We start from the raw sequence: 26078 nt of genomic DNA on the forward strand, positions 1-26078 counted from the left end.
GCGTCGCAGTTTCACAATCCCGCACAGTGGGACTGCTATGCGGGCGCGCCCACCGGATCGGTATCGGCCACCTCGGCCCGGTTCAACCGCTGCGAGATCACCTGGGTGATGCCGTCACCGCGCATGCTCACACCGTAGAGCGCGTCGGCGATCTCCATGGTCGGCTTCTGGTGGGTGATCACGATCAGCTGGCTCTTCTCCCGCAGCTGCTCGAACAGCCCGATGAGCCTGCGCAGATTGGTGTCGTCCAGCGCCGCCTCGACCTCGTCCATCACATAGAACGGCGACGGCCTGGCCCGGAAGATGCTGACCAGCAACGCGACCGCGGTCAGCGACTTCTCGCCACCGGAAAGCAAGGACAGCCGCTTGACCTTCTTGCCCGGCGGCCTGGCCTCCACCTCGATGCCGGTGGTGAGCATGTCGGAGGGGTCGGTGAGCACCAGCCTGCCCTCGCCGCCGGGGAACAGCTTGGCGAAGACACCGACGAATTCGCGCTCCACATCGGCGTAGGCCTCGGTGAACACCTGCAGGATGCGGGCGTCGACCTCGGCGACCACGTCGAGGAGGTCCTTGCGCGCGTTCTTGACGTCCTCGAGCTGGGTGGCGAGGAAGTTGTAGCGTTCCTCGAGCGCCGCGAACTCTTCCAGCGCAAGCGGATTCACCTTGCCGAGGGTGGTGAGGTCCTTTTCGGCGCGTTTGGCGCGGCGCTCCTGGGATGCCCGGTCGTAGGGCATCGGCTGCGGTGCGCTGACCTGCTCGCCGCGTTCCTTGGCGTCCTCGTACTCCTGCAGCTCCAGCGCCGAGGGCGGCAGCGGAACATCGGGGCCGTACTCGGCGACGAGATCGGCAAGGGCGATGCCGAACTGTTCGGAGATGGTGGTCTCGAGCTGCTCGATGCGCAGGGCCGCTTGGGCTTTGGCGACCTCGTCGCGGTGCACGGCGTCGGTGAGCTGGGCCAGCTGGGTGGTCAGCGCCCGCGCCCGTTCCTTCACCTGTTCCAACGCGGCGGCGCATTCCCCGCGCCGCCGGACCAGCTCGTCCCGGCGCGCCGCGGCGGCGGCTACGACCTGCTCGAGCTCGTGCGCGATCTTGGCGCCCGACTCCGCGACAGCGGCGGCGACGGCGGCGGCCTGACGGCGCGCGGCCTGCGCGCGTTCGGCGCGGGCCCTGGCCTCGCGTTCGGCGCGGGCGGCCCGGCGCAGCGAATCCGCTTTGCCGCGTACCGATTCCGCGCGTTCCTCGGCGGTGCGCACGGCCAGGCGGGCCTCGACCTCCATGGTGCGGGCCTCGGCCAGCGCGGCGGCGGCCTCCTCACGTTCCCGGCCCGCCGTCTCGGTGCCCGCCGCGCCGTAGCTGTCGTCGTCGCCGTCGTGTTCCATCTCGGCGTGCCGCAGCCGGTCCTCGAGCTCGGCCAGGGTGGCCAGGGACATCTCCCGCGCGGATTCGGCCTCGGCGCGCTGGGCGGCGTGGCGCTCGCCCTCGGTCTGCGCCGCGCGAGCGGTCTGGCCGACGCGGGCCAGCCGGTCGTAGATCGCCAGCAGCGCCTGATCGGATTCGTGCAGCGCCATCAGCGCGTGATCGGCGGCGTCCTTGCGGTCGGTCTGCTCGGCCAGCGCGCCTGCCAGCGCCGCTTCCAGTTCCTCTGCCCTGCGCTGCGCGGCCGCCAATTCGGCGGTGGCGGAGTCGATCTCGGCCTGCACCTCGAGCTGGCTGGGCATCCGCTCCGAGCCGCCGACGATCCAGCCCGAACCGGCCAGGTCACCGTCGCGGGTGACCACGCGCAGTTCGGGACGCAGTGCGACGAGCTCGGTGGCGGTGGCCAGATCGTCGACCACCACGACGCCCGCGGTGAGCGCGGCGAGGGCGGGACGCACCGGCTCGGTGCCGTCGATGACCTCGGCGAGCCAGCGGGCACCCGCGGGCAGAGTGCCGCGCTCGGCGGGGACCAGTCCGGCGGTGGCGAAGACGAAGGCGACCCGGCCGCCGTCGCCGGAACGCAGTTCGCGCACGGCGGCGTCGGCGGCGGTGGAGGTATCGGCGGTGATCGCGTCGGCCAGCGGGCCGAGCAGCGCGGCGACCGCGGCCTCGAAGCCACCCTCGACGCGCAACTGCGCCGACAGCCGGTCACCGAGACCACTCACGCCGTGTTCGAGCAGCCAGGCCGCGCCGTCCTTGCGGGCCAGGTTCATCCCGAGCGCTTCGATGCGAGCGCCGAGCCGGGCGACCAGCTTGCTCGCCTCGCGGTCCTGTTCACGCAGTTCGCGCACGCGCTCGTCGGCCAGTTCCAGGGCGGCGACGGCGTGTTCGTGCTGGGCGTCGAGCCCCTTCTCCCCCGCGTCGAGTTCACCGAGTTCGTCCTGCACCGAGTCGTATTCGACCTGGGCGGCCTCCCCGCGATGGCGGGCATCGGCGATCGCGACCGACAGGCGGGCGATCTCGGCGTCGACCGATTGCGCCCTGGTGCGCAGGTTCTCGACCTGGCCGGAGAGCCGGGCCAGGCCTTCGCGGCGGTCGGCGATGGCACGCACGGCGGCCAGGTGCGCCTGCTCGGCGGCCTTGGCGGCGTACTCGCGATCGGCGAGTGCCTCGCGGGCGGCTTCGAGAGTTTCGGTGGCCATCTCCACCGCGTAGCGCAGTTCGGCTTCCTCGGCCTCGATCCGGTCGGCCTCGGCCTCGAGCTGGTCGGGATCACGGCCCGTGCCGACGGGGGCCTCGGTGTGCAGGTGCCTGGCCCGGTCACCGGCGATACGGATGGTGGCGTTGACTCGCTCGGCCAGCGCCGAGAGCTGGAACCAGGTCTGCGCGGCCGCCTCGGCACTGGGACTGAGCCGCGACAGCTGGAACTCCTGCTGGGCGAGTGCGGCGTTGGCGGCGTCGAGCTCGGACTGCACGGTGATCTGCTGCTCGCGGGCGTAGGCCTCCTTGCTGAGCTGGGACTCCAGCTCATGGCGGCGCGTGACCAGATCGTCGGCGGCCAGCCGCAGCCGCGCGTCGCGCAGATCGGCCTGCACGGTCTGCGCGCGCCGCGCCACCTCGGCCTGCCTGCCCAGCGGCTTGAGCTGGCGCCGCAGCTCGGTGGTGAGGTCGGTGAGCCGGGCGAGGTTGGCCTGCATCGCGTCGAGCTTGCGGACCGCTTTCTCCTTGCGGCGCCGGTGCTTGAGCACGCCCGCGGCCTCTTCGACGAACGCGCGCCGATCCTCCGGCCGGGATTCCAGGATCGCCGAGAGCTGGCCCTGGCCGACGATGACGTGCATCTCGCGGCCGATACCGGAGTCCGACAGCAGTTCCTGCACGTCCATCAGCCGGCAACTGCTGCCGTTGATCTCGTACTCGCCCGCGCCGTCGCGGAACATCCGCCGGGTGATCGAGACCTCGGCATAGTCGATCGGCAGCGCGCCGTCGGAATTGTCGATCGTCAGGGTCACCTCGGCGCGCCCGAGCGCCGCGCGCCCGGTGGTGCCGGCGAAGATGACGTCCTGCATCTTGCCGCCCCGCAACGCCTTGGCACCCTGCTCACCCATCACCCAGGTGAGGGCGTCCACGACATTGGATTTCCCGGACCCGTTCGGCCCGACGACGCAGGTGATGCCGGGTTCGAAGCGCAGCGTGGTCGCGGACGCGAAGGACTTGAACCCTTTCAACGTCAAGCTCTTGAGATGCAAATCCCAGCCCCTTCTGCGCGCGCGAGCAACCATGCTAACCCGCGACCCCCGCCGATTCCGGCCGGAGCCGGGCGCGGAACGCGAAAGGGCGGCGGCGCATACGGCCGTGAACACCCACACCCTAGGCTTGTGCGGTGGGCGGGGGTTCGGGAGCTACGGCGGGAGCGTCGGCAGCGTTGCCGAGTAGCTGGGAAACCTCGGGTAGATCGATGCGAATGCGGCGGTCCATCGCACTGGCCAGCAACTCGTCGGCGACCTGACGAACGACTGGGCGCAGATCGTCGAGGGTGTGGCTGAGGTGGTGCACTTGCTGCGGTGAGGGCTGATCGAGGACTGGTCCGAGCAGATGCGTGCGGAACTGCTGGACGAACGCGAAGGCGATGCGGTCGAAGGCGGCCTCCCATTCGTAGGACAAGGTCAGCAGCGAGTTCAGCGGGATCCCCGCCGCTACCAGGGTGACCGAGTCGAGCAGCCGTTCGCTGGTGAAGAAGAGGCGGTCGCTCTCGGCGCGGAGGAATCCACGAGTCATCGCTTCGGCCAAGTTCTCGGCAGTGAGTTGTTCACCGAACCGGTCGAACAGTTGATACCGGCATCTCCGTGGAGCCGACCCGGCGGGAGTTGTGCTCGTGTGGCACCGATGCCGCCCGTCGCTACCGGCCGTACAGCGTCAGTGCGGGCGATCTGGGTTGTGCGGGTCCATGTGCTGGACGTGCTTCATCTGCTTCTGGAGCTGACGAAGGTGGGTCTGGGTGCCCGGCGTGGCTTCCCAGCCGGTGATGACGCGGAACACCAGGACCGCACCCCACGGCCCGATGACCCACATGGGCCAGAAGTAGGTGAGCTCGCCCGCGGTGAGCGAGATCAGACCCCAGATGACCAGCACGATCACGCTGACGCCGAGCCAGCTGCCCGCCTCGATGCGCTGCCAGACCGGGATGCGCTTGCCGGGTTTGCGCTCGGCGGGTGCGGTGGCCTGCTTCGTCAGCGGCGGCAGGTCGGACAGGACGACCGCGAGTTCGTCGCGCGTGGTCGTCGCGTAGACCTTGGCGACCCGCTGGTCGTATTCGGCCAGGTCGAGGCGCCCGTCGGCCAGGTGGGTACCCAGCTGGGCGACGATCGCGTTGCGCTCGGCATCGGACGCGCGTGTGCCGGGGGTGATGTCCATGCCGACATCCTCTCGTTCACCAACCACAGTGGAGTAATGAACTCCAGCCTCCACCCTCCACTGTGTAATGTCAACCCGCGCGCGGCGGGTCAGAGGATGGCGAAGGCCACCACGAGACCGAGCGCGAAGTGCGCCGCGGCGACCACGAGCACCTCTGGGGTGTAGGTGTCGGCGTGCAGCGTACGGCCGATGTCGATGCCGGTGACCTTCTCGATCACCCGCACCGAGATCACCTGCGCGACAATGCCGACCAGGCCGTAGACGACCGCGGCGATCAGCCCTTCCGAGAGCTTGTTGACGCCGCCGGTGGCCAGCACGGCGAACACGACGATGAACGCCATGCTCACCATGCCCGCCGCGGACACGATCAGCGCGTTGGGCTTGCCGGCGACGACCAGGTCGCGCAGCTTGCCCGGCGTGGTCAGGTCGATGGCGAAGAAGCCGATCAGCATCAATACCAGGCCGATCAGGCAGTACAGGATGATGGCGCCGACGCCTTCACCGAGCGCACTCCAATAACCCGATTCCAGGGCGAGGGCGGTCATCGTGGTCCTTTCGAACAATGGTGGGTGGTCACGGGTCAGTCGACGATGCGGTGCGGGACGAACGCGGCGCCGTCATCGGTGATCAGGCCTGCAGTCTCGCGGATACCGAGGCCCGCCGCCGTGTCACCGACGACCCAGGCGCCCAGCACCGGACGCATGCCGTCGAATTCCGGGAGCGGGTCGAGCAATTGGTAGACGAAGCCCTCGGCGCCGTAGACGCCGCCGGTCGCGGTCTCCATGCCGGGACCGACGATGGTCATGTTGGCGCCCTCGCGGCCGAGCTTGGGCTTGCGGATGTATTCGGTGAGCTCGTGCGGGCTGTCGAGATAGGCGGGCAACAGGTTCGGGTGGCCGGGGTACATCTCCCACAGCACGGCCAGCAGTGCTTTGTTGCTGAGCAGTGTCGTCCACAGCGGTTCGATCCAGGCCGTGGCGGGCAGGCTCTCTACCACTCGCTTGCCGAAGTCGTCGTCGAGGATCCACTCCCACGGGTACAGCTTGAACACCGATTCGATCGGCGCCTCGGCCAGATCGACGAACCGGTGCAGCTCGGTGTCGTACCCGACCTCCTCGATCGGCAGCGCGACCGTGTCGAAGCCCGCCTCGGCCGCGGTCTCCTGCATGTAGGCGGTGGTCACGTTGTCCTCGCCGGTCGCGTCCGCGCCCGACCAGGTGAAGTGCAGCTCGGTGCCGGGCAGCACGCTACGCAGTTCGGTCCAGCGTTCCACCAGCTTCTCGTGCAGCGAATTCCATTGGTCGCCACCGGGATACACCTGCTGCAACCAGTGCCACTGGATGATCGCGGCCTCGAGCAGCGAGGTGGGGGTGTCGGCGTTGTACTCGAGCAGCTTGGCCGGGCGGCGCGCGTCGTAGCGCAGATCGAAGCGCCCGTACACGTACGGGTCGCTGCGGCGCCAGGATTCGGCGATCGGCCCCCAGCTCCATTCCGGCAGACCGAAATCGGCGTAGCGCTCGGTGAGCACCACATGCTCGGCCGCATGCAGGCACATCGACTGCAGCAGTTCCACATCGGCTTCCAGCGCGAGGATCTCGTCCATCGAGAACTCGTAGTGCACCGATTCGTCCCAGTACGGTCGCGGCTGCCCGCTGGCATCGCGGCCGGGCGCGCCGTAGACGAGGCCCTGACTCTCGATGATCTGCTGCCAGCCCGGTCGCGGCGTACTCACCACTCGGCGCACTAGGATCCGCTCCCGCCGGTCGACTTGCTGCCGAGCCCGCCGCGCTGGATCGTGGTGCCGCTCTTGGTGGTGATGGTCGCGTTGCGCGGTTTCACCGAGCTGCCGCCGACCGGCGGTTTGCCGATGGTGGGGGTGCCGCCGTAGTGGTACCGGTACTGCGGCCAGCCGAGCAGGATCAGGCTGCCACCGCCGCCGTGACTGCTGTCGCTGCGGAAGTTGGACTTGCCCTCGCCGCAGTTGTCGTCCGGGACGACGACTTCGTTGCCGTTCTGGTCGATCTGCACGCACGAGGCGGTCACCTGGTCCGGTGCGGTGATCGCCCGGTAGGCCAGGTAGCCACCGCCGACCAGCGCGGCGACACCGACGATGGCGACGCCGCCGATCATCACGCGTTTCCTGGTGCGCCGCTTGGCTTCCGCTGCCTCGGCGGCCGCGCGCTGCGCCTGCTCGGCCTGCTTGCGCGCCTTGTCGCGGGCCCGTGCCTCGCCGACCGTGGGCGGGCGCGGCTGGGTGACGCCGGGTTCCTGCCTGGCCATCCGCCCCGGCCGCGAGGGCCCGGGTTCCGGCGCGGCGGGCGGCTGCTGCGGCATCGGCGGCCAGCCCGCACCGGGATCCGGTGGCTGCCACGGCGACTGCCCGGAGCCACCGTTCGGGGGCTCACCAGGTTGATCGGGCGGACCAGGGTTCTGTGTGCTCACCGCTGCCGCCCCCTAGCCCCCGAAGTCACCACTAGCGCTCCTCGAATCCCGTCATGTCGCCCCGCGCGAACTCCCAGCTTTCCACAACCAGGTCCACCCGGCCGGGTGCATTGCCGGACCGTAGCAGTTCCAGCAGCTTCTCGCCCGCCGTTCGCGGCCCTTCGGCGACGACGTGTACCCGGCCGTCACTGTGATTGCGGGCGAAGCCGGTGAGCCCGAGTTCCAGTGCGCGCGAGCGGGTCCACCAGCGGAAACCCACCCCCTGCACCATCCCGTGCACCCAGGCGCTCAGCCGAACCGGCGCGTCGCTCATGCGTCGATGTCGAAGTTCAGGGTCACCTTGGTGCCCGCCTTGAGGGTGCGGCCCACAGTGCACACCTTGTCGACGGCGCGCTGCACGGTGACCAGTAGTCGCTCACGCGCGGCCTCGTCCAGCTCGGACAGATCCAGTTCGACGACCTCGTCGATCTGCGGGTACAGCTCGTTCTCCCGGTCGGCGTCGCCGGAGACGCGGATGGTGGCGTCGAAGTCGTCGCCGAGGCGGCGCGAGAGCGGCAGGTCGGAGCTGAGTCCGGTGCAGGCGGCGAGGGCGATCTTGAGCAGCTCACCGGGGGTGAACGCGCCTTCGACGCCCTGCGAGGCGATCAGGACCTCCGCGCCACGATTGCTGCGCCCGGTGTAGGCCCTGGTTCCGGTGCGCTCGACCCACAGTTCGGTCGGTGCGGTGGTCACGGGTGCGTTCTGCTCAGCCATGCCGTAGATCCTGCCATTCGCGTCGAGGACGATTCACGCCTGGGAACGCCTGCGCCCAGGATGGCATTCCGGTGGAGTGACCCGGGGCACGCTCACTCCTGGAAGCGGTACCCCATGCCTGCCTCGGTCAGCAGGTGCCGCGGGTTGGCGGGGTCGTCCTCGAGTTTGCGGCGCAGCTGGGCGAGATAGACCCGCAGGTAGTGGGTCTCGGTGGCATAGGCGGGACCCCACACCTCGCGCAGGAGTTCCTTGCGCCCAACCAGCTTTCCACGATGGCGCACCAGCATCTCGAGCATCCCCCACTCGGTGGGTGTCAGATGCACCGGCTCACCCCGCTTGGTGACCTTCTTGGCGACCAGGTCGACGGTGAACGAGTCGGTGACCACCACCGGATCGACACTGTCGACCTCGGTCGCGCCACGCCGGACCGCGGCCCGCAGCCGGGCCAGCAGCTCGTCCATCCCGAACGGCTTGGTGACGTAGTCGTCGGCGCCCGCGTCGAGCGCTTCGACCTTGTCGGCGGAATCGGTGCGCGCCGAGAGCACCAGCACGGGTGCCGAGGTCCAGCCGCGCAACCCGGCGAGCACCTCGATGCCGTCCATATCGGGCAGACCGAGGTCGAGGATCACGACATCGGGATGCTTCTCCGCGGCGGCACGCAACGCGGCGGCACCGTTGCCCGCGGTGATGACCTCATACCCGCGCACCGACAGATTGATCCGCAGCGCGCGCACGATCTGCGGCTCGTCGTCGACTACCAGCACCTTGGTGGCCGGGGGCGCATCATCCTTCACTGGGCAGATTCTCCTCGAAATCCGGGCAGGTCGACGAGCACCGTCAGACCGCCGCCGGGGGTCGGTTCGGCGTGGACGGTGCCGTCCATCGCTTCGACGAAGCCGCGGACGACCGACAGGCCCAGGCCGACGCCGGTGGTGTTGTCGCGGTCGCCGAGGCGCTGGAACGGTTCGAACAGCTGCTCCTCGGTGCCGGCCGGGACGCCGGGTCCGACATCGACGACGGCGATCGAGACCCGGTCGCCGTCGTGTTCGGCGGTTACCCGCACCGGTGTCTCACGGCCGGAATGGCGCAGCGCGTTGTCGATCAGATTGGCCAGCACACGCTCGAGCAGCCCGCTGTCGGCGAGCACGGAAACCTCCCCGACCTCGACCTTCACCCGGTCCATCGCCGCCCGGCGCAGCCCACGGGTGCCCATGCCGACGCTGACCAGCGCGCGATGCACGGCCTCGTCCATGTACACCTGGCGCAGCTGCGGGGTGACGACGCCGACGGCGAGCCGGGACGAGTCGAGCAGATTGCCCACCAACGCCGTCAGCTGGTCGACCGACTCCTCGATCGCCTCGAGCAGCTCACCGGTGTCCTCCGGCGAGAACTCGATGTCGTCGCTGCGCAAGCTGGACACGGCCGCTTTCGCCCCGGCCAGCGGGGTGCGCAGATCGTGGCTGACCGCCGACAGCAGGGCCCGGCGTAACCGATCCGCTTCCAGCAGCGCCGCCGCCGCACTGGCCTCCTCGGCCAGCCTCGCCTGCCGGACAAGCCCGACCGCCTGATTGGCGACCGCGTTGAGCACCGGCCGGTCGGTCGAGTCGATCGACCGGCCCGCCAGCAGCAGGTGGCTCTGCGCGTCCCCCGCCTCGATGACCGTCTCGGCCTCCGACGGCCGCATCGGCGGCTCCGGCCCCACCGCGGCCGCGATCTGATCGCCGCACTGCACGCTCACCGCGCGCTGCCCGTAGGTCTCGCGGACCTGCTCGAGCAGGTTCGGCAGGTCGGCGCCCTGCAGCACCGAACCGGCGAACATGGTCAGCAGTTCCGCCTCGCGGGAAGCCTTGCGCGCCTGCACTGTCCGCTTGGCCGCCACGTCGACCAGCGCGGCGACGGCGACGGCGACGATGAGCAGCACGACCACGGTGACGAAATTGTCCGGCTCGGCGATGGTGAAGCTGTAGCGCGGTTCGGTGTAGTACCAGTTCAGCAGCAGCCCCGACAGCAGCGCCGACAGCCCGGCCGGCACCACGCCACCGAACAGCGCCACCGCGACGACCCCGACGAAGAACATGGCGCTGAGTCCGCCCAGTTTCAGCCAGCCGTCGAGGAGGACACCGCAGATCACGCTCACCAGCACCGGCACGACGATCGCGGCCAGCCACGCGGTGACCGGGCGGCGCGGACGCAGCCAATGCCTGCGCACCCCCCGGTTGGCTTCCTCGTGGGTCACCATGTGCACGTCGATCTTCCCGGACCGTTGCACCACGGTGGAGCCGATGCCCTCGTCGAGCATCCTCGCCCACCGCGACCGCCGCGACGTGCCGAGCACCAGCTGGGTCGCGTTGACTTCCCGTGCGAATTCGAGCAGCGCGGTGGGCACGTCGTCACCGGTGACGGTGTGCAGCGACGCGTCGAGACCGGCGGCGAGTTCGCGCAGCTTGGCCATCCGCTCGGCCGACACCCCGGCCAGCCCGTCGCCGCGCACCACGTGCACCACGACCAGATCGGCGCTGGACTTCGACGCGATCCGTCCGGCCCGGCGCACGACCGTCTCCGATTCCGGCCCGCCGGTCACCGCGACGACCACCCGCTCGCGGGCCTCCCACAGCTCGGTGATCTTGTGGTCGGCGCGGTATCTGGCGAGCGCGGCGTCGACCTGATCGGCCAGCCACAGCAGCGCGAGTTCCCGCAATGCGGTCAGATTGCCGGGGCGGAAGTAGTTGCGCAGCGCCGCGTCGACCTTGTCGGCCGCGTAGACATTGCCGTGCGAGAGCCTGCGCCGCAACGCTTCCGGCGTGAGGTCGACGAGCTCCACCTGATCGGCGGCACGGACGACCGCATCGGGCACCGTCTCGCGCTGCTCGATCCCGGTGATCTGCTGGACCACGTCGTTGAGGCTCTCGAGGTGCTGCACATTGACCGTCGAGATGACGTCGATGCCCGCGTCGAGCACCTGCTCCACGTCCTGCCAGCGCTTCTCGTGCACGCTGCCCGGCGCGTTCGTGTGCGCCAGCTCGTCGACGAGCACCACCGCGGGCTTACGGGCCAGCACAGCATCGACGTCGAGCTCGGGCAGCTCGGTCCCCCGGTACGTGATCAGCTTCGGCGGAATCCGCTCGATGCCTTCGAGCAGTTCGGCGGTCTTCTTCCGGCCGTGCGTCTCCACGACGGCAGCGACCACATCGCGGCCGCGTTCCAGCCGCCGATGCGCTTCGCCGAGCATGGCGTAGGTCTTGCCCACGCCCGGCGCCGCACCGAGGTAGATGCGCAGCTGTCCGCGTTTCACCTGTCCATCATCGCGTGTCGACGCTCCGGAGCCTGCGGGCGCACCGGCAACACACCGACTGTCACCATCGGCGCGTGCGAGGTGTTCAGCCTGCCGAGCACCCGGATCAGCAGCAGCGATGCGACGAAACCGAAAATCACCGCGAGGGTCACCACAGACACCGCGATCTCACTTTCCATGGACAAGGGACCGGCGGCGACCGCCGGTGCACCTTTGTATCCGCGCGAATGCCGCCTGATCTCGATCTTTACGGAGTGTTGACGGCTATCCGGCCTGCCTTGACGGCATCCTCACACCCGCCACCGGGCATCGCGTCAACATTCCGCAAAGGCCGTGCCGCCCGGCGCCAAGAAGTCGTAAGGAATCCACGCCGAGGCCTGATCCGGCGTTTCACTCACCTAGGCGCTCCACCTCGGAGCGCAAGGAGGTTGGAAATGTCTGTCGTGGTGTTCACGGTGCTCACCGTGGCGATCTTCGCGCTGCTGGGCGTGATCCAGCGAGGGGTGGAGAAGCTGTGATCGCGAACCTTGTCGGTCTGGCTCTGGCCATCCTCGTCGCCGTGTACATGGTCGCGGCGCTGCTCTTCCCCGAGAGGTTCTAGGTGAACACGACAACAGCGGGGATCGCGTTCGTCGCGGCCCTGGTCATTACGCTGGCCCTGGTACACGTGCCGCTCGGCGACTACATGTACCGGGTCTACAGCAGCGACAAGCACTCCCGCGCCGAGCGACTGATCTATCGCGCCATCGGCGCGAAACCCGAAGTCGAGCAGACCTGGCCGGTCTACGCCCGCAGCGTGCTGGCGTTCTCGGCGGTGGGCATCTTGTTCCTGTTCTTCTTCCAGCTGGCGCAGGGCGCGCTGCCACTGCACCTGAACGACCCCGGCACCGAGATGACCCCGGCGCTGGCCTGGAACACCGCCGTCAGCTTCGTCACCAATACGAACTGGCAGAACTATTCCGGCGAGTCCACCCAGGGTCACCTGGTGCAGATGGCCGGCCTGGCGGTGCAGAACTTCGTCTCCGCGGCCGTCGGCATGGCGGTGGCGGTGGCGCTGGTGCGCGGCTTCGCCCGCCGCCACACCGGGGAGCTCGGCAACTTCTGGGTGGACCTGGTGCGCGGCAGCCTGCGAATCCTGCTGCCGATCGCGTTCCTCTTCGCGATCGTGCTGATCGCCGGCGGTGTCATCCAGAACTTCCACCTGCACGATCAGGTCGCCCAGACCCTCGGCGGCGCAGAGCAGACGCTGACCGGCGGCCCGGTCGCGAGCCAGGAAGTCATCAAGGAGCTCGGCACCAACGGTGGCGGCTTCTACAACGTCAACTCCGCGCACCCCTTCGAGAACGCGAGCACCTGGACGAACCTCCTGGAGATCTTCCTGTTGCTGGTGATCGCCTTCTCGCTGCCGCGCACGTTCGGCCGGATGGTCGGCAGCACCAAGCAGGGCTACGCGATCGTGGCGGTGATGGGCACCATCGCGCTCACCAGCATCGCGCTGACCAACCTGTTCCAGCTCCAGCACCACGGCACGGTGCCGACCGCGATCGGCGCGTCCATGGAGGGCGTGGAAACTCGCTTCGGCGTCGCGAATTCGGCCACGTTCGGCGCGGCGACGACGCTCACCTCCACCGGTGCCGTCGATTCGTTCCACGATTCCTACACCAGCCTGGGCGGCATGATGCTGCTGTTCAACATGCAGCTGGGCGAGGTTGCCCCCGGCGGCGTCGGCTCCGGTCTCTACGGCATGCTGATTCTGGCTGTGATCACGGTGTTCGTGGCAGGCCTGATGGTCGGCCGCACGCCCGAGTACCTGGGCAAGAAGATCACGCCGCGCGAGATCAAGCTCGCGGCGTCGTACTTCCTGGTGAGCCCGCTGATCGTGCTGATCGGCACGTCCATCGCGATGGCCATGCCCGGCCAGCGCGCGGGCATGCTCAACAGCGGCCCGCACGGTCTCTCGGAAGTGCTGTACGCCTTCACCTCCGCGGCCAACAACAACGGTTCCGCCTTCGCCGGACTCACCGGCAACACCGAGTGGTTCAACACCGCGCTCGGCCTGGCGATGGTGTTCGGGCGGTTCCTGCCGATCATCTTCGTGCTGGCGCTGGCCGGTTCACTAGCCCAGCAGGGCACCACTCCCGCGTCGATCGGCACGCTGCCGACGCACCGGCCGCAGTTCGTCGGCATGGTCGTCGGCGTGACGGTGATCCTGGTCGCGCTCACCTTCCTGCCCGCCCTCGCGCTCGGGCCGCTCGCCGAAGGAATCCACTGAGATGACAAGTCCCACCCTCGAAACACCGGCCGCGCCGCGGCCCGAGCACCGCACCAAGGGTGTCCAGAAGGGCGTCCTGGATCCGAAGCTGCTGCTCACCTCCCTGCCCGACGCGCTGCGCAAGCTGGACCCGCGCACGCTGTGGAAGAACCCCGTCATGCTGATCGTCGAGATCGGCGCGGTGTGGTCGACCATCCTCGCCATCGCCGATCCGAGCTTCTTCGCCTGGGCGATCGTGGTCTGGCTGTGGCTCACCGTCGTCTTCGCCAACCTGGCCGAGGCCGTCGCGGAGGGGCGTGGCAAAGCGCAGGCCGACACCCTGCGAAAGGCCAAGACCGACACCGTCGCTCGCCGTCTGGCCGACTGGAGTCCCGGTGGCCGCATCATCGAGGAAAGGGTCGCCGCGACCGAACTGCGCCGCGGTGACCATGTCGTCGTCGAGGCAGGCCAGGTCATCCCGGGTGACGGCGATGTCGTCGAAGGCATTGCCTCGGTGGACGAATCGGCCATCACCGGTGAGTCCGCCCCGGTCATCCGCGAATCCGGCGGCGACCGTTCGGCCGTCACCGGCGGCACCACGGTGCTCTCGGACCGGATCGTCGTCAAGATCACCCAGGAACCCGGCGCCAGCTTCATCGACAAGATGATCGCGCTCGTCGAAGGCGCCAGCCGCCAGAAGACACCGAACGAGATCGCGCTCAATATCCTGCTGGCCGCGCTCACGATCATCTTCGTCTTCGCGGTCACCACGTTGCAGCCCCTCGCGATCTTCGCCAAGTCGAACAACCCCGGTGTGCCGGACACTTCGGCGCTGGACGCGCACGGCATCACCGGCATCGTGCTGGTCTCCCTGCTGGTCTGCCTCATCCCGACCACCATCGGCGCGCTGCTCTCGGCCATCGGCATCGCGGGCATGGACCGCCTCGTCCAGCGCAACGTGCTGGCCATGTCGGGCCGCGCGGTGGAAGCCGCCGGAGATGTGAACACGCTGCTGCTCGACAAGACCGGCACCATCACCCTCGGCAACCGCCAGGCGGCCGAATTCGTCCCGATGCCGGGCATTCTCGACGACGAACTCGCCGACGCCGCCCAGCTGTCGAGCCTGGCCGACGAGACGCCGGAGGGGCGCTCGATCGTCGTGTTCGCCAAGCAGACGTTCGACAAGCGCGAACGCAGCGCGGGCGAACTGCCCGGTGCGACGTGGGTGGAGTTCACCGCGCAGACCCGCATGTCGGGTGTGAACCTGGCCGACGGGCACCAGCTGCGCAAGGGGGCAGCCGGTGCGGTCACCGAATGGGTTCGCGCCCGAGGAGGCTTGGTGCCGGAGCAGGCGGCGGTGATCGTCGACGGCATCTCCGCCTCGGGCGGCACGCCGCTGGTGGTCGGTGAGCTCAAGGACGGCACCCCGCGGCTGCTCGGCGTCATCCATCTCAAGGACGTCGTCAAGCAGGGCATGCGAGAACGCTTCGACGAGATGCGCCGCATGGGCATCCGCACGGTCATGATCACCGGCGACAACCCGCTGACCGCCAAGGCGATCGCCGACGAAGCCGGCGTGGACGACTTCCTCGCCGAGGCGACGCCGGAGGACAAACTCGCCCTGATCAAGTCCGAACAGGACGGCGGCCGCCTGGTCGCCATGACCGGCGACGGCACCAACGACGCCCCCGCACTGGCCCAGGCCGACGTGGGCGTGGCGATGAACACCGGCACCTCGGCCGCCAAAGAGGCGGGCAACATGGTCGACCTGGACTCGGACCCGACCAAGCTGATCGAGATCGTCGAGATCGGCAAGCAGTTGCTGATCACCCGCGGCGCGCTCACCACGTTCTCCATCGCCAACGACATCGCCAAGTACTTCGCCATCATTCCGGCGTTGTTCGTGGCGCTGTTCCCCGGCCTGGACGCGCTCAACATCATGCGCCTGGCCAGCCCGCAGTCGGCGATCCTGTCCGCGGTCATCTTCAACGCGATCATCATAGTGGCGCTCATCCCGCTGGCGCTGCGCGGTGTCGACTACCGGCCGAGCAATGCCTCGAAGTTGTTGAGCCGCAACCTGACGATCTACGGCCTCGGCGGCATCATCGCGCCGTTCCTCGGCATCAAGATCATCGACCTGCTCGTCCAACTCCTCCCCGGGATGTCCTGAAATGCGTATGTCAACCTGGATCCGCCAGCACCTGGCCGCCCTGCGCGCCCTGCTCGTGCTGACCGTGATCACCGGAATCATGTACCCCGTCGCGGTTTTCGTGGTCGCGCAACTGCCCGGACTGAACGACAAGGCCGACGGCTCGCTCCTCGAGCGAGACGGAAAGCTGGTGGGCTCCAGCCTGATCGGGCAGTCGTTCACCGACGCCGACGGCAAGGCCATGGTGCAGTACTTCCAGAGCCGCCCGTCGGCCGCGGGCGACGGCTACGACCCGCTGTCCACCGCGGCGAGCAACCTGGGCCCGGAGGACATCGTCGATACGGCCGCCCGCACCAGCCTGCTCACCACCGTGTGCACCCGCTCGAAGGAGGTCGGCGACCGTGAGGGGGTCGACGGCGCGCGCCAGTTCTGCACGAAAGACGGTGTGGGGGCGGTCCTCTCGGTGATCGGGCCACGCGACGCCGACGGCGACGTGTCCCGGCCGGTGCAGGTGGTCAGCGTCAACGAGCTCTGCCCGGCGCAGCCGTTCCTCGCCACGTTCCGCGGTGTCGCCGTGGAGTGCGCGCAGGAGGGCCAGGACTACTCGGTCGGCCGGATCATCCCGATCCTCGGTGACGCCCCGGCCGATGCCGCGGTGCCCGCCGACGCGGTCACGGCCAGCGGCAGCGGCCTGGACCCGCACATCTCCCCCGAGTACGCGGCCATCCAGGTCGAGCGGGTGGCGAAGGCGCGCGGCATCACCGCCGACCAGGTTCGCGAGGTGCTGGACGCGCACACCGACGGGCGCACGCTCGGTTTCCTCGGTGAGCCGCGGGTCAACGTCGTCGAGCTCAATCTCGCACTGGACGAACGCTTCCCGTTCCAGGGCTGAGCACAGCGGGTCGGGGCCGGATCCAGCACGGATCCGGCCCCGACGCGCTACTCCTCCTCGTCGGTGATCAGCGCCCAGCCGTCGGGCAGACCCCGCACGGTGACCGCGGACCCGCAGACCTCGATATCGACGGTGACCTCGCCGAGCCGGAACTCCGACATCCGCACGCACCCCCAGGTCGGCGGCACCTGCGGCCGCAGGGTCAGGGTCTTGGCGGGCACGTCGGGGTCGAGCCCGAGGAACGAGCGCACCAGCAGCAGCGGCGCCGCGCTCGCCCACGCCTGCGGCGAGCACGAGGTGGGATAGGGCACCGGCGACGCGAAACGGCTACGCGGGAAACCGCAGAACAACTCGGGCAGCCTGCCGTCGAACGCGGCCGCGGCGTCGAGCAGTCCGGCCGACAGCTTGGTCGCCAGTTCCACCGCGCCAGGGACGTGCTGGTAGCGCATGAGCCCGGCGACCGCGATCGCCGTGTCGTGCGGCCACACCGACCCGCTGTGATAGCTCATCGGGTTGTAGGCGCCCATGCTCGACGACAGCGTGCGCAGGCCGAAGCCGGAATCCATCTCCGCCTTGGCCAGGTTCTCGATCAGGAGCTCGGCATGCTCGTCGGTGGCGATGCCCGACCAGAGACAGTGCGCGGCATTGCTGGTCAACGCGTCGACCTGCCGCTTGCTGCCGTCCAAAGCCACGGCGTACCAGCCGCACTGGGGTAGCCAGAACTGCTCGGCGAACTTGGTCCGCAAATCGGCTGCGCGCTCGCGCATCCGGGCGGCCAGGGCGGGATCGTCGAACGCGTCGGCCAGCTCGGCCCTGGCCAGGTAGGCCGCGTACACATACCCCTGCACCTCGCACAGCGCGATCGGTGCCTGCGCGATATGTCCTGCGGCGTCGTTGATCCCGTCGAAGCTGTCCTTCCAGCCCTGGTTGATCAGACCGCGATCGGTGGCGCGCACGTACTCGACGAAGCCGTCGTCGTCGCGGTCGCCGAAGTCGGTGATCCAGCCGATCGCCGCGTCCGCCGCGGGCAGCAAGGTCGCGATGGAGGCCGGATCAGCGCCCCAGCGCAGACATTCGGCGAGCAGCATCACGAACAGCGGTGTGGCGTCGACGGTTCCGTAGTAGATCTGGCCGCCCAGTACCTGCCCGACCGCGGGACCGCGCCGCATTTCGTGCATGATCCGGCCCGGCTCCTCTTCCACCAGCGGATCGACCGTCTGGCCCTGCAATTCGGCCAGCTGCTGCAGCGTGCCGAGCGCGAGATCGGTCTCCAGCGGCAGCGACATCCATGCCGTGAGCAGGGAGTCTCGGCCGAACAGTGTCATGAACCAGGGCGCGCCCGCCGCGACGAACGGCCTGCCGGTGCCCGAATCGGGCTGGATCTGCAAGGCGCCGAGGTCACTTTCGCTGCGGCGCAGTATCTGATTGAGCAGGCCCGAATCGGCGGAGATGTCGGTGGCGGTGGCCCGCCACGCCTGGATCTTGCGCACCGGCTCACTGGCCCGGTACCGCTCGCCCGGGGTGCCCTGGGTTTGCGGGCGCTGCGCGGCGCCCGCGGGCTGGGCGGTGATCTCGGTCTGCCAGCGTCCGCCCGCCGGGACGACGACGCGCCAGATCATGGTGCCGTTCAGCACCATCGGCTCGACGGTCGAGGTGAGCGCGAGCCCGCGCGAGAGGTCGGCCCGGTCGTGCAGCAGCAGTTCGCCGTCGGCGGTCGTCATCTCCGCCCGGTGGCCGCCCATCCGGCCTTCCTTCACCGAGAACAGGTCGACGAAGTCGGCGTCGACGTGCAGCTCGATCACCACCGCGGTGGCCTCGCGGCTCATGTTCTCCAGCGTGACGAGCTCGTGCATGCCCTCGGCGACGAGCCGGTCGCGCACGACGAGCAGAGTGCTGTCGGCCCTGCCCTGCTGCGGGGGCCTTCGCTGCACGAAGCGTGCTGCGAAGGCCTCCGGGCTCAGCACCGACAGCGGTTCGGGCCGTTTGCCGTCGATCATCAGCTCCCAGCGCGAAATCACCCTGGCGTCACGGAAGAACAGGCCCTGCGGCTTGCCCGGCTCGATATCGCCGAGCCGGTCGGACAGGCAGAAGGTGCCGCCTTCGACGAGGGTGACGTTGCCGCCGTTGCCGCCGAGCCCCGCGGGTTCCCCCGCGTTGAACGGGCTCGGCGACGACGTGCTGTTCAGGCTCATACGCGCCCGCTGACCGCCGCCCCGAACGGCATCGGCATCGCGAACGCGTTGCCGTAACCGATCGTGGTGCGGGCCAACAATTGCCGGTACACCTGCTCGTAGCCACCGCCGAGAGTGTCGGCGCCGAAATTCGCTTCGACGTGCGCCCGGCAATCCGCCGGATCGAACGTCGCGACTTCCGCGATGGCGCCGGGCAGCTCGTCCGGGTGCTCACAGATGCGCCCGGTGACGCCGTCGACCAGCACCTCGGCCACCGCGCCGCCGCGCAACGCGACCACCGGCGTTCCGCAGACCATTGCCTCGATCATCACCATGCCGAACGGCTCCTCCCAGCGAATGGGGAACAGCAGACACCGCGCTCCAGCCAAGAGTTTACGCTTGGCCGCCGCGTCGGCGAGACCGAATACATGATCGTCGTCGGTCAGCCGTGGGCGCACGTACTCCTCGAAGTAGGCCTTCTCCAGCGGCTCGGAACACTTGCCCGCCAGGATGAGCGGGATTCCGGCCGCGTGAGCGGCGTCGAGCGCCAGATGCGGGCCCTTGTCCATCGTGAAGCGGCCGAGGAACAGCGCGTAGTCCTGCTTCTCGGTCTGGAACGGCCACAGATCCGGCCGCAGCGCGTTGTGCACGCGTCCTGCCCACGGCAGGTCGGGCGCGAGTTCGCGCTGCCGGTCGCTGATCGAGACGAGCGAGCATTCCTCGCCCAGTTCGCGGTAATAGCGGTAGCAGTCGTCCTGCACGGGACCGTGCACGGTGACCACGGTCGGCAGGCCGAGATTGGCGTAGGCGGGCGCGTTCAGCGGGCCCGCGAAGGTGTGATCGTGGACCAGGTCGATACCTTCGGTCTCGGCCAGGCGCTCGATCGCGCGGCGCACCCGCAGGGCGTGCACCACCTCGGGGAACGGATCACCGAGTCGTTCCGGGACGATCCGGTCCCACAGCGGGACGAAATTCGCCTTGGTACCCGGTTCGCCCGCACCGAACAGGGTGACGTGATGGCCGCGCTCGCAGAGCGAATCGACCAGATCGGCTACGACGGCCTCGACGCCGCCGTACGCCTTGGGGGGGACATCGAAATACGGTGGAACCACCATCGCGATCCGCAGTGGGCCGCCGTTGTGCTCGATCGAGTAGAGATCGGACGTGGAGAACCCGGTCGGCGACATTGCCGACGTATCTGCACTCATGACCTTCCTTCCAGGGACACAACCTCGCAACACTTGCGCGAACAAGAGATGGCCGCCTCGGCGGGGGTGGAGACGAAAGCTTCACCGCCGTCCATGGGGCATGGTTGGCCTGGTCAGACGTGGAGCGCACCACGTGGTGCCGCCTGAACAGAGGGGCCGTAGAGGAACGTACCCCGCTACCGGCGAGTAAACCAGTGGGTTGCTGGGTTTTCGCTTCGGCGATTCCGTGCCGCGACAGGAGATTACGCCGTCAGAGGCGGTCTACGGCGTACAGAATTTCGGTTCGACCGGATCGACGCAGGGGATGTTGCCGAACTCGGTCATGGTAAGCCTGGCCTTACCCCGCGTCAGATAGTCCAGGAACTGGGCCACCAGCGAATCGCCGGCGACCGATCCGTGAGTGTAGGCGTACTCGACCCCGGTGAACCGGTAGGCCCCGGATCGGATCGTGTCGGGCGTGGGACCGACCCCGTCGATCGTGACGGCCCCGACCTCGTCACCGACCGCCGAGGTTTCCAGATAACCCACCGCACCAGGGATTTTGGCAACGAACGTAGCCACTTCCTCGGTGACGTCGACCTCGCACTGCTCGCCACCGGCGGCCATCCCGATGCAGCTGGTGTAGCGGAACACCTTGCGGTTGTCCTCGAGCAGTCGCGATTCCAGGGCGCGGCGCGTGCCCGAACCCGCGGTCCGATCGATCAGGACCACCGGGAGATCGGGTCCGCCGATCTGGTTCCAGTTCCTGATGTTCCCCCGATACAGGTCCCGGATCTGCTGGGTGGACAGGTCCTTCAGCCCGACGCCGGAATGCAGCACCATCGAGAACGAGGCCCGCGCCAGGGGCAGTTCGGTGAGCGCGGCGAACGAGGTGCCTTTGGTGCCGTCGCCGATGGCCAGCATCCCCGGTGTCGGACCGGCCTTGGTCAGGGCGCGCAGTCCTGGTTCGGTTCCGGCGAAGTCGAAGGTGAATCGCGCTCCGGTGCAGGTCTTCTCGTAGCTGTCTGCGGCCTTGCGGATCATCGGCGCCATCGCGGTCGACCCGACGACGGTGAGCTCGCCCGCGGCGCAGTCACGCGGCGGCGGATCCGGTTGCACCACAGCCACCACCAGCTGGATCACGACCAGGGCGAGCAGGAACAGACTCAGCGCCACCAGGATCCAGGGTGGACGCGCGTTGCTCTTCGTCCGGTCCACCCGGCCGCCCTTGATACCGCCGGAGATCGTGGGTTCCGGGGTCTTGACGCCGTCGTTCGGCCGGTTCAACACCGCCAGGATCTTGTAGTGGTGACCCCGCTCCAACGGCACTTTCGGCAGATCGATGACGCCGACCAGGTCGGGCGACTGATTCGGCGGCGGCGTCGCCGTCCCCTCCTGGCGCCACGCGATGCCCGAGTCGCGCCCCAGATTGTCCCGTGGCACCTCGTGGAGTTCGGTGACCGCCAAGCCGATCACCTCGCGGCCGGGGAAGGTCATGTGGAGACCAACCCTGTTCCCCGCGTGGCTGTCCATCGTGTAGTCGTCGGCATCGATGCGCAGTGATCCACTGTTCTCGATCCGCACCAGCACGAGCGACAGGTTCTTGAGCTGCCACTCCGGGTTACCTGCCACGGTCGTCCGCAAATTACGCAGGGCCCCGGTGACATCGGGATCGGCAGTTCCGTTCGGCACGGGGAACTCGATCTCACCGGTGACCGGCGTATCCATCTGCACCCGGTACCCGAGCCGCCTGCGCCCGACGAGGACGAACTCCCGCAGGAACGCCGCGAGGGCCACCACGATACCGATGACCGAGAGCACTATCTCGATCGGAAACTCGCCCACCGCGTCCCCACTCATCCACCCCGGCGCTACGTTCTCGTATGTCTACCAGGCGAAGGATCCGACCCGCCGAACGACATCAGCTGTTGGGCAACACTTCACTCACCGGATTCCCGTGTCCACGCCAGCAGCCGCGCGAGCGGCCAGGTGTTGATCACGGTCTCGGCCTGGACGCCGTGGGCCAGCGCCCGCTCGCAACCGTAACCCTGCCAAGCCAATTGGCCGGGCGCGTGGGCGTCGGTGTCGATGCTGAAGTGGCAGCCCATGTCGACGGCCAGCTCGATGAGGCGACCGGGTGGGTCGCGGCGTTCGGGGCGGCTGTTGATCTCCACGGCGGTGCTGTACTTGCGGCAGGCTTCGAAGACGAGTTCGGCGTCGAAACTGGATTCGGGGCGGGTGCCGCGCCCACCCGTGACAAGGCGGCCGGTGCAGTGGCCGAGGACGTCGACATTCGGGTTCGCGACGGCGTAGACCATGCGTTTGGTCATGGTGGCGCTGTCGTCGCGCAGGTGCGAATGCACGCTGGCGACAACGACATCCAGGCGTTCGAGCAGATCGGCGCGCTGGTCGAGGGTGCCGTCGTCGAGGATGTCGACCTCGATGCCTGTGAGGATGCGGAAGGGCGCCAGCTGGTCGTTGAGCTCGGCGATCACGTCGAGCTGGCGCAGCAGGCGTTCGGCGGACAGGCCGTTGGCGATCTTGAGCCGGGGCGAATGATCGGTCAGCGCACAGTATTCGTGGCCGAGCGCGGCGGCGACGCCCATCATCTCGGCGATCGGGCTGCCGCCGTCGGACCAGTCCGAGTGCGTGTGCAGATCACCGCGCAGCAGGGTTCGCAGCGGGTCGCCGGCGGGCCCGATAGGTTGTGCGTCGCCGCGCAATTCGGCCAGATAGCCGGGTACCTCACCGGCGTAGGCCTGTTCGATCACGGCGGCGGTCTTGGGTCCGATGCCGGACAGCTCACGCCAGCTGTGCTCGCGCGCCCGGGTCGCCCGCTCGGCGTCGGACAGGGCGGCGACGACGTCGGCGGCGCGGCGGTAAGCCTTCACCCGGTGGGTCTGCGCGCGAGAGCGTTCGAGCCAGAACCCGATCTCGCGCAGAGCCGCCACCGGGCCGGGACTGTCCGCCGACGTCATGGGCGCTACCTGATCCGGCCGTACTTGAGGAAGGCGACGCCGTCGGCGTACACGCGGCTGGTAATCACCCGGAACCGTTCCGGCGCAGGTAGTTTCGTGCCACCGCCGAACAGCGGGCGGCCCGTGCCGAGGACGACCGGGTACAGCTTCAGGAACACCTGATCGATCTCGGGGAGCAAGGTCTGCGCCAGTTCACCGCCGCCGCACAGCCAGATGCCGAGACCGGCTTCGCGTTTCAGCTCGCGGACGGCCTCGACCGGGTCGTGCGCGATCACCTCGACGCCGGGCGCAGGCGATTCGGGCAGCGTCGTCGACACCACGTATTGGCGCAGATGCTCGTACGGGCTGGCCGTGCCGGTGCGCACGCCGAAGTCGTGGGTCTTGCGGCCCATGATCACGGTGTCGAAGTAGAGGTTGCCCGCCGAGATGCCGCGCGCCTCGCGTACCTTGGTCGGCAGCGTCTCCGGGTACTGCTGGGTGATGGAAGGGACGTGGTCACCGCCCACCGGGAAGAAGTCCACCGAGCCGTCCTCGGCGGCGATGAACCCGTCGATCGTCGATGCCACGAAATAGGTCAGCTTGCGCATAACGTCCTCCTGCACGGACCCGGTCCGAAACGACCTGTCAGGAGAAACCGTAGCGCGCCCGGATCAGCGGCGGCGAGGCTTCCGCTGACACTTCGGGCAGGAAAACGACGAACGATTCATGAATTGCTCGCGGATCAGCAGCGTGCCACAGCGATCGCACGGTTCGTCGACACGCCCGTAGGCGGCCAGCGACCGGGAGAAATAGCCGGATTCGCCGTTCACGTTCACATACAGCGCGTCGAAGGAGGTGCCGCCGACGGCCAGCGCCTCGTTCATGACCGCGGTGACACTGTCGAGCAGGAGGCGCACCACCGGCCGGGTGAGGTCGGCAGCGACGCGGGTGCCGTGCAGCCCGGCCCGCCACAGCGCCTCGTCGGCGTAGATGTTGCCGATGCCCGAGACCACGGTCTGGTCGAGCAGCACCCGCTTGATCTCGGTGTTCTTGGCGCGGATCCGCGCGACCACGGCTTCGCGGTCGAAGCGCGGATCCAGCGGATCACGGGCGATATGGGCGACCGTGTCCGGGACGACGGTGCCGTCGACCTCGACCAGGTCGGCCAGCGACCAGCCGCCGAACGTGCGCTGATCGACGAAGCGCAGCTCACTGCCGTCACCGAGGGCGGCGCGAATGTGGGCGTGCTTCTCGACAGGGGCGGCCGCGGGCTGCACCAGCATCTGACCGCTCATTCCCAGATGCACGACCAGCGCGGTATCGGGTTCGTCGAAGGTGAGCCACAGGTACTTGCCGCGACGCTGCGCGCTCTCGATCTTCAGCCCGGTGAGCCGGGCCGCCAGATCGACACCACCCGCGACGTGCCTGCGCACAGCTCGCGGGTGGGTGACGGTGACGGAATCGATGACACGGCCGACCGCATGCTCGGCCAGACCGCGCCGTACCACCTCGACTTCGGGCAGTTCGGGCACAGGTCAGATTTCGTCGGCGACGGATTCGTCGGTGAGTGCCTTGTAGGCGGTGCCCGCGGCCTTCTGCTCGGCTTCCTTCTTGGAGCGGCCGACACCCTGACCGTACGGACGACCGGCGATCACCGTGGTGGCGGTGAACTCCTTGTTGTGGTCCGGGCCGGTGGAGGTGATCTCGTAGCTGGGCACACCGAGTCCGCGTTCGGCCGTGAGCTCCTGCAGGCTGGTCTTCCAGTCGAGGCCGGCGCCCATGCGGGGGCCGCGCTCGAGCAGTTCGGCGAACAGGCGAAGCACGACGCCACGGGCCACTTCGATGCCGTGCTCGAGATGCACGGCGCCGAGCAGGGACTCCATACCGTCGGCGAGGATGCTCGGCTTGTCGCGGCCGCCGGTGAGCTCTTCGCCCTTGCCGAGCAGCAGGTACTGACCGAGTCCGCCGTCGCCGAGACCACGCGCCACCTCGGCGAGCGCGTGCATGTTCACCACACTGGCGCGCAGCTTCGCGAGCTCACCCTCGGACTTCTCGGGGTGCTCAGTGTAGAGGCGCTCGGTGATGCTGAGGCCGAGCACCGAGTCGCCGAGGAACTCGAGGCGCTCGTTGGTCGGCAGGCCGCCGTTCTCGTACGCGTACGACCGGTGCGTCAGCGCGAGGCGCAGCAGCTCCGGTCGTACGTCGACACCGAGGGCGGTGAGCAGGCTGGCGTGATCGGCCGAACCCGCTGTGTCTTTGCTGGCTGTCACGAATCAGACAGCAGAGGTGACCTGGCGGCCCTTGTAGGTGCCGCAGGACGGGCACGCGATGTGCGGGAGGGTCTTCTCACCGCAGGCACGGTTCGGGCAGGTGACCAGGGTCGGCGCAGTGGCCTTCCACTGGCTGCGCCGCGACCGGGTGTTGGAACGGGACATCCGGCGCTTGGGAACAGCCACGGCTACTTCTCCTCTGTGTTTTCGCTGACCACGTCGGCATCGTTTGCCACGGGAGCGGATCGGTCTGGGGTGGTGGAACCCTCAGCGGGGTCGCCGGTGCCGGGCGCCTCTGCGGCGAAACTCGCCAACTTGGCCCAGCGAGGGTCCAGTATCTCATGCCCATGATCAGGACCCGCAATCGCCATCCGCACACCGCACTCGGGGCACAGGCCCGCGCAGTCCGGGGTGCACAGCGGCTGCAGCGGAAGCTCCAGCCCGATGGCGTCGAGGATCACCGGCTTGAGATCGATGAGGTCGTCTTCCATGCGGTAGACCTCGTCGTCCTCGGTCGTCTGCTCGGTGGTGCTGTCCGGATACGCGAACAGCTCCGTCAGACGAATCTCCACCTGGTCGTCGAACGGTTCGAGGCAGCGCGAGCACTCCCCCACCGTCGGACCGGACGCCGTGCCGGTGACCAGCACACCTTCCGAGACCGCCTGCAGCTGCAGATCGAGCTCCACCGCGGCGTCGGCCGGGATGGCGATCAGGTCGAGACCCAGCCGCTCATGGTCGGTGACGGTGCGCCGCAGTTCCCGCATGGTTCCCGGCCGACGGCCGAGACTGCGGACATCCAGCACGAAGCCCGCGTCGGACACAGGACCACTGGTCTTGTGCGGACGCGACGGCGAACCGGAAGCGGCGGGCATCACTGACTCACTTAC

The 26078-nt window shown here is 68.7% G+C and carries 25 protein-coding genes; 5 read left to right on the forward strand and 20 right to left on the reverse strand.

Annotation, left to right across the window (positions count from 1 at the left end; all coding sequences use genetic code 11):
• Positions 1–35 precede the first annotated feature (35 nt).
• The 11 genes from smc to IEY60_RS05630 all read right to left on the reverse strand — a co-directional run bounded on the left by smc (position 36) and on the right by IEY60_RS05630 (position 11475).
• Positions 36–3662: a chromosome segregation protein SMC gene (gene smc, locus IEY60_RS05580; protein WP_189024420.1), complete on the reverse strand. Its 3627-nt coding sequence runs from the start codon at positions 3660–3662 to the stop codon at positions 36–38.
• A gap of 121 nt (positions 3663–3783) precedes the next feature.
• Positions 3784–4191, reverse strand: a complete 408-nt coding sequence (locus tag IEY60_RS05585; protein WP_189024422.1) for a hypothetical protein — start codon at positions 4189–4191, stop codon at positions 3784–3786.
• Between the two features lie 138 nt (positions 4192–4329).
• On the reverse strand, positions 4330–4827 hold the full coding sequence (locus IEY60_RS05590) for a DUF1707 SHOCT-like domain-containing protein (RefSeq protein WP_189024424.1): 498 nt from the start codon (positions 4825–4827) through the stop codon (positions 4330–4332).
• A gap of 89 nt (positions 4828–4916) precedes the next feature.
• Positions 4917–5372 carry a DUF350 domain-containing protein gene (locus IEY60_RS05595; protein WP_189024426.1) on the reverse strand — a complete coding sequence of 152 codons (456 nt, stop codon included), beginning with the start codon at positions 5370–5372 and terminating at the stop codon, positions 4917–4919.
• A 35-nt stretch (positions 5373–5407) separates the two neighbouring features.
• Positions 5408–6571 (reverse strand): glutathionylspermidine synthase family protein, encoded by a 1164-nt coding sequence (locus IEY60_RS05600; RefSeq protein WP_189024428.1) that lies wholly within the window; start codon positions 6569–6571, stop codon positions 5408–5410.
• The gene (locus tag IEY60_RS05605) at positions 6571–7269 is read right to left on the reverse strand and encodes a hypothetical protein (protein WP_229739557.1); all 699 of its coding nucleotides are present in this window, start codon (positions 7267–7269) and stop codon (positions 6571–6573) included. The genes IEY60_RS05600 and IEY60_RS05605 overlap by 1 nt, the downstream gene beginning before the upstream one ends.
• 31 nt (positions 7270–7300) lie before the next feature.
• On the reverse strand, positions 7301–7582 hold the full coding sequence (locus IEY60_RS05610; protein WP_189024430.1) for an acylphosphatase: 282 nt from the start codon (positions 7580–7582) through the stop codon (positions 7301–7303).
• Positions 7579–8022: an OsmC family protein gene (locus IEY60_RS05615; RefSeq protein WP_189024432.1), complete on the reverse strand. Its 444-nt coding sequence runs from the start codon at positions 8020–8022 to the stop codon at positions 7579–7581. Before IEY60_RS05615 ends, IEY60_RS05610 begins: the two co-directional genes overlap by 4 nt.
• Positions 8023–8114: 92 nt before the next feature.
• Complete coding sequence (locus IEY60_RS05620) at positions 8115–8816, reverse strand: response regulator (RefSeq protein ID WP_229739558.1); 702 nt, start codon at positions 8814–8816, stop codon at positions 8115–8117.
• Positions 8813–11314 carry a sensor histidine kinase gene (locus IEY60_RS05625; RefSeq protein WP_189024434.1) on the reverse strand — a complete coding sequence of 834 codons (2502 nt, stop codon included), beginning with the start codon at positions 11312–11314 and terminating at the stop codon, positions 8813–8815. The genes IEY60_RS05620 and IEY60_RS05625 overlap by 4 nt, the downstream gene beginning before the upstream one ends.
• On the reverse strand, positions 11311–11475 hold the full coding sequence (locus IEY60_RS05630; protein WP_189024436.1) for a hypothetical protein: 165 nt from the start codon (positions 11473–11475) through the stop codon (positions 11311–11313). Before IEY60_RS05630 ends, IEY60_RS05625 begins: the two co-directional genes overlap by 4 nt.
• 273 nt (positions 11476–11748) lie before the next feature.
• On the opposite strand from IEY60_RS05630, the gene IEY60_RS35530 reads away from it, so the two are divergent.
• Genes IEY60_RS35530 through IEY60_RS05650 form a run of 5 tightly spaced genes read left to right on the forward strand, consistent with a single transcriptional unit; the run spans position 11749 to position 16606 of the window.
• A complete protein-coding gene (locus IEY60_RS35530; protein WP_110035904.1) occupies positions 11749–11832 on the forward strand; it encodes a potassium-transporting ATPase in 84 nt (27 codons plus the stop codon).
• On the forward strand, positions 11829–11915 hold the full coding sequence (locus IEY60_RS36175) for a potassium-transporting ATPase subunit F (protein WP_268241456.1): 87 nt from the start codon (positions 11829–11831) through the stop codon (positions 11913–11915). Before IEY60_RS35530 ends, IEY60_RS36175 begins: the two co-directional genes overlap by 4 nt.
• The gene (gene kdpA / locus IEY60_RS05640) at positions 11916–13586 is read left to right on the forward strand and encodes a potassium-transporting ATPase subunit KdpA (RefSeq protein WP_189024438.1); all 1671 of its coding nucleotides are present in this window, start codon (positions 11916–11918) and stop codon (positions 13584–13586) included.
• A 1-nt stretch (position 13587) separates the two neighbouring features.
• Entirely contained in the window at positions 13588–15735 is a 2148-nt protein-coding gene (gene kdpB, locus IEY60_RS05645) for a potassium-transporting ATPase subunit KdpB (protein WP_189024440.1), read from the forward strand.
• Between the two features lies 1 nt (position 15736).
• Positions 15737–16606, forward strand: a complete 870-nt coding sequence (locus IEY60_RS05650; protein ID WP_189024443.1) for a potassium-transporting ATPase subunit C — start codon at positions 15737–15739, stop codon at positions 16604–16606.
• 47 nt (positions 16607–16653) lie between these two features.
• On the opposite strand, the gene IEY60_RS05655 is transcribed toward IEY60_RS05650, so the two are convergent.
• The 9 genes from IEY60_RS05655 to IEY60_RS05695 all read right to left on the reverse strand — a co-directional run bounded on the left by IEY60_RS05655 (position 16654) and on the right by IEY60_RS05695 (position 26063).
• The gene (locus IEY60_RS05655) at positions 16654–18798 is read right to left on the reverse strand and encodes an amylo-alpha-1,6-glucosidase (RefSeq protein ID WP_189024445.1); all 2145 of its coding nucleotides are present in this window, start codon (positions 18796–18798) and stop codon (positions 16654–16656) included.
• Positions 18795–19964: a glycosyltransferase family 4 protein gene (locus IEY60_RS05660; RefSeq protein WP_189025000.1), complete on the reverse strand. Its 1170-nt coding sequence runs from the start codon at positions 19962–19964 to the stop codon at positions 18795–18797. Before IEY60_RS05660 ends, IEY60_RS05655 begins: the two co-directional genes overlap by 4 nt.
• A 282-nt stretch (positions 19965–20246) precedes the next feature.
• Positions 20247–21809 (reverse strand): PstS family phosphate ABC transporter substrate-binding protein, encoded by a 1563-nt coding sequence (locus IEY60_RS05665; protein ID WP_189024446.1) that lies wholly within the window; start codon positions 21807–21809, stop codon positions 20247–20249.
• Between the two features lie 95 nt (positions 21810–21904).
• On the reverse strand, positions 21905–22942 hold the full coding sequence (locus tag IEY60_RS05670) for a PHP domain-containing protein (RefSeq protein WP_189024447.1): 1038 nt from the start codon (positions 22940–22942) through the stop codon (positions 21905–21907).
• Between the two features lie 5 nt (positions 22943–22947).
• Positions 22948–23529, reverse strand: a complete 582-nt coding sequence (locus tag IEY60_RS05675) for a dihydrofolate reductase family protein (protein WP_189024448.1) — start codon at positions 23527–23529, stop codon at positions 22948–22950.
• 63 nt (positions 23530–23592) lie between these two features.
• Positions 23593–24453: a bifunctional DNA-formamidopyrimidine glycosylase/DNA-(apurinic or apyrimidinic site) lyase gene (gene mutM, locus IEY60_RS05680; RefSeq protein ID WP_189024450.1), complete on the reverse strand. Its 861-nt coding sequence runs from the start codon at positions 24451–24453 to the stop codon at positions 23593–23595.
• Between the two features lie 3 nt (positions 24454–24456).
• Positions 24457–25191, reverse strand: a complete 735-nt coding sequence (rnc, locus tag IEY60_RS05685) for a ribonuclease III (protein WP_189024452.1) — start codon at positions 25189–25191, stop codon at positions 24457–24459.
• A 3-nt stretch (positions 25192–25194) separates the two neighbouring features.
• Complete coding sequence (gene rpmF / locus IEY60_RS05690) at positions 25195–25377, reverse strand: 50S ribosomal protein L32 (protein ID WP_040708879.1); 183 nt, start codon at positions 25375–25377, stop codon at positions 25195–25197.
• Between the two features lie 2 nt (positions 25378–25379).
• On the reverse strand, positions 25380–26063 hold the full coding sequence (locus IEY60_RS05695) for a YceD family protein (RefSeq protein ID WP_189024454.1): 684 nt from the start codon (positions 26061–26063) through the stop codon (positions 25380–25382).
• Between the last annotated feature and the right edge of the window lie 15 nt (positions 26064–26078).

Source organism: Nocardia rhizosphaerihabitans (assembly GCF_014646295.1).
Taxonomy (GTDB): Bacteria; Actinomycetota; Actinomycetes; order Mycobacteriales; family Mycobacteriaceae; genus Nocardia; species Nocardia rhizosphaerihabitans.

What these genes read in the sequence shown, in the direction of transcription:
- IEY60_RS05585 (WP_189024422.1), bottom strand. Translation starts at nt 4,191, where the DNA reads ATGACTCGTGGATTCCTCCGCGCCGAGAGCGACCGCCTCTTCTTCACC.
- IEY60_RS05590 (WP_189024424.1), bottom strand. Translation starts at nt 4,827, where the DNA reads ATGGACATCACCCCCGGCACACGCGCGTCCGATGCCGAGCGCAACGCG.
- IEY60_RS05595 (WP_189024426.1), bottom strand. Translation starts at nt 5,372, where the DNA reads ATGACCGCCCTCGCCCTGGAATCGGGTTATTGGAGTGCGCTCGGTGAA.
- IEY60_RS05610 (WP_189024430.1), bottom strand. Translation starts at nt 7,582, where the DNA reads ATGAGCGACGCGCCGGTTCGGCTGAGCGCCTGGGTGCACGGGATGGTG.
- IEY60_RS05615 (WP_189024432.1), bottom strand. Translation starts at nt 8,022, where the DNA reads ATGGCTGAGCAGAACGCACCCGTGACCACCGCACCGACCGAACTGTGG.
- IEY60_RS35530 (WP_110035904.1), top strand. Translation starts at nt 11,749, where the DNA reads ATGTCTGTCGTGGTGTTCACGGTGCTCACCGTGGCGATCTTCGCGCTG.
- kdpB (WP_189024440.1), top strand. Translation starts at nt 13,588, where the DNA reads ATGACAAGTCCCACCCTCGAAACACCGGCCGCGCCGCGGCCCGAGCAC.
- IEY60_RS05650 (WP_189024443.1), top strand. Translation starts at nt 15,737, where the DNA reads ATGCGTATGTCAACCTGGATCCGCCAGCACCTGGCCGCCCTGCGCGCC.
- IEY60_RS05655 (WP_189024445.1), bottom strand. Translation starts at nt 18,798, where the DNA reads ATGAGCCTGAACAGCACGTCGTCGCCGAGCCCGTTCAACGCGGGGGAA.
- IEY60_RS05660 (WP_189025000.1), bottom strand. Translation starts at nt 19,964, where the DNA reads ATGTCGCCGACCGGGTTCTCCACGTCCGATCTCTACTCGATCGAGCAC.
- IEY60_RS05670 (WP_189024447.1), bottom strand. Translation starts at nt 22,942, where the DNA reads ATGACGTCGGCGGACAGTCCCGGCCCGGTGGCGGCTCTGCGCGAGATC.
- IEY60_RS05675 (WP_189024448.1), bottom strand. Translation starts at nt 23,529, where the DNA reads ATGCGCAAGCTGACCTATTTCGTGGCATCGACGATCGACGGGTTCATC.
- IEY60_RS05695 (WP_189024454.1), bottom strand. Translation starts at nt 26,063, where the DNA reads ATGCCCGCCGCTTCCGGTTCGCCGTCGCGTCCGCACAAGACCAGTGGT.